Annotated in this window: 6 protein-coding genes; 3 read left to right on the plus strand and 3 right to left on the minus strand. The window is 41.0% G+C overall.

From position 1 onward, the window contains the following. Positions 1–5 precede the first annotated feature (5 nt). Positions 6–719: a cytochrome c biogenesis CcdA family protein gene (locus CEF22_RS03650; RefSeq protein ID WP_100401804.1), complete on the minus strand. Its 714-nt coding sequence runs from the start codon at positions 717–719 to the stop codon at positions 6–8. Positions 720–841: 122 nt separating this feature from the next. Between CEF22_RS03650 and CEF22_RS03655 the strand changes: the two genes are divergently transcribed. Continuing rightward, complete coding sequence (locus CEF22_RS03655) at positions 842–1,462, plus strand: spore coat protein (RefSeq protein WP_100401805.1); 621 nt, start codon at positions 842–844, stop codon at positions 1,460–1,462. Between the two features lie 72 nt (positions 1,463–1,534). Further along, positions 1,535–2,713 (plus strand): DEAD/DEAH box helicase, encoded by a 1,179-nt coding sequence (locus CEF22_RS03660; RefSeq protein ID WP_100401806.1) that lies wholly within the window; start codon positions 1,535–1,537, stop codon positions 2,711–2,713. Between the two features lie 336 nt (positions 2,714–3,049). Here CEF22_RS03660 and CEF22_RS03665 read toward each other — a convergent pair whose 3' ends face one another. Together CEF22_RS03665 and CEF22_RS03670 are read right to left on the minus strand one after the other, a co-directional pair. Continuing rightward, positions 3,050–3,400 carry a hypothetical protein gene (locus tag CEF22_RS03665; protein WP_100401807.1) on the minus strand — a complete coding sequence of 117 codons (351 nt, stop codon included), beginning with the start codon at positions 3,398–3,400 and terminating at the stop codon, positions 3,050–3,052. A 60-nt stretch (positions 3,401–3,460) separates the two neighbouring features. After that, on the minus strand, positions 3,461–5,608 hold the full coding sequence (locus tag CEF22_RS03670) for an MMPL family transporter (RefSeq protein WP_100401808.1): 2,148 nt from the start codon (positions 5,606–5,608) through the stop codon (positions 3,461–3,463). Between the two features lie 424 nt (positions 5,609–6,032). Here CEF22_RS03670 and CEF22_RS03675 point away from each other — a divergent pair. After that, positions 6,033–6,550: iron chelate uptake ABC transporter family permease subunit (locus CEF22_RS03675; RefSeq protein ID WP_157843269.1), on the plus strand; the 518-nt coding region annotated here is incomplete at its 3' end.

Below are 6,550 nucleotides of genomic sequence, written 5' to 3' on the forward strand. Positions count from 1 at the left end.
CTTCGTTAAAACTGAAATAAACTATAAGCTGAGAGCCAAGCGCTAATTTTTTGCATTTGCCCGCTTAATACAAGCAATCCAAGGCCGATCATAATCATACCGTTCACAAATGATAACTTCGACAAGTATTTATTGATTCGCTTCATTGCTTTTAGTGAATAGGAAATGGCAATTGAGATGAGAAAAAAAGGAATCGCCATTCCGAGCGAATAAGACGTCAGCAAGAACATTCCTTGATTGACGGTATCGGATGAACTTGCCAATAATAAAATGGACGATAACGCTAGGCCGACACAAGGCGACCAGCCGCTCGCAAAAGCCATGCCGAGCACCATCGAGCTGAACATCCCTTTTGGCTTTTGATCTGTTTGTATTTTCTTTTCCATCATAAGAAACTTAATATTAATAAGTCCAGCCATTTGCAATCCAAAGATAATGATCAATAAGCCAGCTACTTGCATGACAACCCATCGATAATCCATAAATATTTTCCCTAAAAAAGTGGCGGATGCTCCCATGATGATAAAGATGAAGCTAAATCCGAGAACGAAACCAATTGAGCGCGTGATTAATTTATTTCTTTCTACTTGTATTTGAGCATTCTCAATCGTTCCACCTGTTAAATGGGTGACGTAAGCAGGTAATAAAGGGAAGACGCATGGGGAGAAAAATGATAATACCCCTGCGGTAAAAGCAAATAATAAGCCAACATCAGTCATTTGAATCACTCCTTTCTTTCATCATGAAGGACTTCTGTTAAGTTTTCATGAAGATCGTATAAAACATTCCATCTTTCACATACTAACGAAGTACGGCTATCACTTAAAAAGGGGATGAATCAATGCAATTTCAAAGTGGGCAAACTCATCAAAATATGCAAACAGGGGCGGTACCTCCACAACTGAACCACGGTGGGCATGAAGTGATGGATGTTCATGAGGTGTTATCGGGTTCGATCGGAGCGATGAATCAGTACACGATGCTGAGACAGTATGTGAAGGATCAGGAGCTGCTAGGTATTCTCGATCGACAATATCAATTTATGCAGCAAGAGTATAACACGACGGTCGATTGTTTCCGTTCCGGCCAAGATCCGGCTGTTCCGACGCAAAGCTACGAGATGACCCAAGATAACGACTTCATTTATGGACTTACGCCAACCCAACCGAAGAAGCCGATACAGTCTATTTCTGAAATAACGGATGAGAACGTGTCTGGATTGATGCTTGGCGCAGTGAAAGCTTCTGCTGCGACAAAAGCGATGGCTGCTTGTGAAGTGACCAATCCGGTCGTTCGTCGCGTACTTGCGGATTCCGTACCGAACTGCATTGAAATGGCGTATGAACTTTCCATTTATCAAAACAAACATCATTACTACCAAGTGCCGCAATTTTCCCAACAGGATATGCAGCAAATGGTTCAAGCATTTGCCCCTGCCCAAGGCAATCCAACTGCCCATTAAAAAACAGAAACGCCGTCCTTTTGTGAGGATGGCGTTTCTGTTTACTGGTATAATGAATGAAGAGGTGAACCAATGAATAAATTTATCGATTTAGGCATACATGAACGCTGGGCGAAAAAACTAAGCGACCAGAGCATCAATGAGCCGACTCCAATTCAGCAAGAAGCGATTCCATTTTTATTAAATGGGGAGGATGTAATTGCGCAAGCTAAGACTGGTACAGGAAAAACATTTGCTTTTTTACTACCAATCCTTGAAAAAATAGACACGGACCAACCGTATATTCAAGCACTGATTGTAACGCCAACGCGAGAACTAGCTCTGCAAATTACGAATGAATTGCAGCAGTTAACGAAAGAGGAAGACGTGAATGTACTAGCTGTTTATGGCGGACAAGATGTGGAGCAACAATTGAAACGATTGAAACAACATATACATATTGTTGTCGGAACGCCTGGCCGATTGTTAGATCATATTCGTCGAGGAACCATCGATTTAACCGATGTATCGACGTTAATTCTTGATGAAGCCGATCAAATGCTGCATATTGGCTTTTTGGATGAAGTCGAATCGATCATCCGCGAAACGCCGTTCACAAGACAAACGGCTTTATTTTCCGCAACGATGCCAAAAGAAGTGCGACGATTAGCGAAACGCTATATGCGTGAGCCGCGTTCGATCCAAGTGCATAGTAAAGACATGACTGTTGAAAAAATAAGTCAGTATGTCATCGAAACGACCGATCGCCGCAAACAACAGGCGCTTTGCCAAACCATTGATGAAGCTCAACCGTTTTTAGGCATTATTTTTTGCCGAACAAAGCGCCGAGTTAGCAAGCTTTGCGATGAGCTGAAAGCGAAAGGTTACAATATTGACGAGCTACATGGTGATTTATCCCAAGCGAAGCGCGAACGTGTGATGAAACGGTTCCGCGACTGCGAGCTTCATTTGTTAGCAGCGACGGATGTTGCGGCTCGTGGATTGGACGTTGAAGGAGTGACGCACGTATTTAACTATGACATTCCACAAGATGTCGAAAGCTACGTTCACCGTATCGGGCGAACTGGACGAGCAGGGGAAGAAGGAGCGGCCTTCACCTTTGTGGCATTGAAGGACAAAGACTTATTGAATGCGCTTGAAACGGGACTTGGCCGTAAGCTCGAGCGAAAAGAAGTCGAGGTTGGGGAATTGCCGGTCGTTAACAATCAAGCAAAACGTCCTTCTAGTAAAAGAAATAACCGTAGAAGATGAGAAGAGGGTGTCCAAGAAAGTCGAAGAAATCGCTCGTAAGGTGAAAGAAGCGGCTAGAAAGTCGAAGAACCCGCTCGTAAAGTGAAAGAAACGGCTAGAAAGTCGAAGAACCCGCTCGTAAGGTGAAAGAAACGGCTAGAAAGTCGAAGAAATCGCTCGTAAGGTGAAAGAAGCGGCTAGAAAGTCGAAGAAATCGCTCGTAAAGTGAAAGAAACGGCTAGAAAGTCGAGGAATCTGCTCGTAAGGTCAAAGAAGCCTCCAGAAAATCAGTGAAAACTGACTTTCTGGACAGCTCCTTTTCTTTAAGATTCTAGCATCGATCCTCAAAAAGCCACTTCAATAATCTTTAGATTCACCTTCGTTTTTGTCTTTATTTTTTATATCCACAAAGTATACATACAGTATCAATAATAAAACCAATAACATAAAAACTCCTAGCATAAACCCAAAACTCCACCCAATATAGCTACCTAGAAGGTTGATTAGCGCTATTAAAAAAATAGATGTAAATACCAGTTCTATTTTCTTATTAATGAAAATGATATAGATAAGTGTGCACACATAAAACAATAAAACGGCATAGTAACTTATATCAAGGTGTAAAGAAGGGGTTGTATGAATCTTTTTAATTAAGAAGATGAAAATAATGGAGAAACATAAAACCATAGCAGTCTTCGTTACCTTCATAATGACCCCCCCCTTAAAAGCAAGAAGTCGGAAATGATTTATTTCCGACTCCTTTTCGTCTTATAAACTTTTCTCTTTTCTTTTCCCACCAAACGGATACCACCAGTTCCAATCACCTAATAGTTTCATTAAGCTTGGTACGAGCAGTAAGCGTATAATCGTGGCGTCAATGGCAATCGCAATCGCAATGCCTATCCCGATTTGTTTAACAGGAGTCACGCCGGTGAAAGCGAAGGCGCCAGTGATGACGATCATAATGAGGGCAGCGGCAGTAATGACTTTGCTTGTGTTCGCCAGTCCTTCTACGGTCGCTGCGGTGTTGTCACCTGTTTTTAAGTAAAATTCGCGAATGCGTGAAATTAAAAATACTTCATAATCCATGCTTAAGCCGAACACGAGACTGAACACAAGCACAGGTAAAACTAAGGAAATATCCATTTCCGGCAATCCGAAGTGACCTTCTTGGAAGATCCAGACGAGAATGCCGAAAGTCGATGTTAAGCCAACAACATTCATCATAATCGCTTTGAGCGGAATAATGATTGAGCGGAATGCTAGCATTAAAATGATAAAGGTTGAGATTAAAATGATCGCGACGGCGAGTCCGATTTTATCGTAAATCTCGTCGTAAATCTCTTGATTAAACTTTGGTTGACCGCCAAATTCGATGTCAACTGGCCACTCTTTTTCACTCCAAGTACGAGCGAGTGATTGGGCTTTCTTTGAACTCGCTTCCACATTTAGATGAACAGGGATCAGCAATTTTTCCTCTTGCACAAATGGTTCAATTGCAGGTTCAAGTTGTTGATGCATTTGCGGTTGTTCAAGGGCAGCCGCTAGTTGTGTAGGGTCATCGATTTGGCTTGCAGCAAACAATGTATCGATATCGGTCACTTCTTTTTCACGCTTGAGCGTGTCTTGTAGCTTTTTCATCTCTTCAAGCCCAGCTTTATTGAGCCAACCATCCGGCCGCTCCGCAATCGCATAAATCGTACTTTTGTTTTCTTGCATAAATGTCTCTTCAATTTTTTCATAAGCAATGCGCGATTCGAAATGCTTTGGCAATGAATCGGTCGTCGGAATCGCTAGTCGCATATGTTGGACAGGAAGCATGCCGGTTACTAAAATCGCCATCGCTACAAGCGTGATGAAAACAGGACGCTTCATGACAGCTCCGGCAAACGTCCGCCAACGGGCCCGGCTATCACGATCGGTGCGAACGATGCGCCATTTATGAATCCGGTCGCCAAGTACATACAGCATCGCTGGCAACAGCGTTAATGATCCGAGCACCGCAATCGCAATGACGACCATGCCACCGATGGCAACATTTTTGAAAATATCTATTTCAATCACAAGCATCGCGCCAAGACCGATAAATACACAAACGGCAGAGAAAATAATCGAGCGGCCCGCTGTTTGAATCGTTGTGATGAGTGCTTCTGCTTTTGACTGTTTTTCTATTTCTTCTTTGTAACGGTTAATGAATAATAGAGAAAAATCGATTGAAAGTGCCAGTCCAATCATCGGAGCGATATTTAAAATAAAAATGGATAGCTTAATTTCCTGTCCGATAAATGTCAGTAATCCAAAGCCAATAATAATCGTAATCGCCCCGACAACGAGCGGCAACATCGATGCTACGACTGTGCCGAAAGCGAATAATAAAACGAGAAGTGCTACCGGAAGACCGATCAATTCCGCTCGTTTTAAATCATCTTGACTTGCTTTGTTAATGTCCTCTGACAGAACAGGAGAGCCAGTAACAGTGACGCCAGTTTGATCATCGGCTACCTTTTTCACGTCTTTAATAATGTCCGACATGTCCTCTAGCTTTTCATCATAATGGAGGACGGCATAAGCCATGTCCGGTTTCATGAGTGTCTCATCTGTTAACGGTGATTGAATCTTTGTTGTTGTGTTTTGGTTTTCGATCGTTGTCAATGTCTCATCGATCGTTGTCCGAAAGTCTTCATTCGATTTGCTTGCTTGTTTTTCAAATAAAAGCAGTAAAGTGGACTCTGGAAAACTGAATGTCTTGTTTAATTCCTTTTGTACTTGTTCGTATTCCCCATCGGTTCGGAACCCGTCTCCTTCAAGTAAAGAAGGGAGTTGAATGGCGAAATACCCCATCACTATGAAAATAATGAGCCATAGCGCAAGCAGCCACTTATGAGTACGAACGATGAAAGATGCTAGGTTGTTCATAAATCAAAATTCCTCCAATCTATTTAGAGTGTGTCATTGGTGTTAAATGTTGTTGTTTCTTTTAATCATACGCTAGGATGTTTATTTTGAGAAATAAAAGAATTTTAATGATGTGTTGACATTGATAATTATTATCACTTATAATGACGTTTGAGAATAGATTTCATTTGTTTCAAGAAAGGAGTGTTTTATAAGTAACAGTTTTGAGTGGAAATTGGTACTTATTCTAATATTTTCTTATAGAGCCACTTGCATAAACGAATATACTTCTGTAAAATGTGAGTCGGAATGCTGTAGAAGGAGAAAGGTTCAATTCAATAGATACGTTGAAGGTATTATTTTTTTTACCTTTTACTGATAATGAATTTCATTTTCTTCTTTGAACAGTCAAAAAAATCTCTGTAGGAGAGTCGCTACGATTGTTATGAAAAGAAGATATTTAATCATTGCGTTAATTATTTTATCCATTGCTTCCTTGTTCATTGGCGTTACGCACATTTCTCCGTTAGATTTATTTAATTTAACGAATGAACAGACGATGATCTTTTGGCAAAGTCGTGTTCCACGACTAGTGAGTATTATTATTGCTGGAATGAGTTTAAGTATTGCTGGGTTAATTATGCAGCAGTTGAGCCGAAATAAGTTTGTCTCACCAACAACGGCTGGAACAATGGACTCTGCGAAGCTAGGAATTTTAGTTTCTATGATTCTATTTACCTCCGCTACGATGTTGCAGAAGATGATTGTTGCTTTCATTTTTGCGATGGCTGGTACATTTTTATTTATGAAAATACTAGACAAAATAAAAATGAAAGATGTGATTTTCATTCCGCTTGTCGGATTAATGTTCGGGAATATTTTAGGATCGATCACAACATTTTTTGCCTATAAATATGGGTTGATTCAAAATATTGAGGCTTGGTTGCAAGGTGATTTTTCGAT

Source organism: Bacillus sp. FJAT-42315 (genome assembly GCF_002797375.1).
GTDB lineage: Bacteria > Bacillota > Bacilli > Bacillales > Domibacillaceae > Bacillus_CE.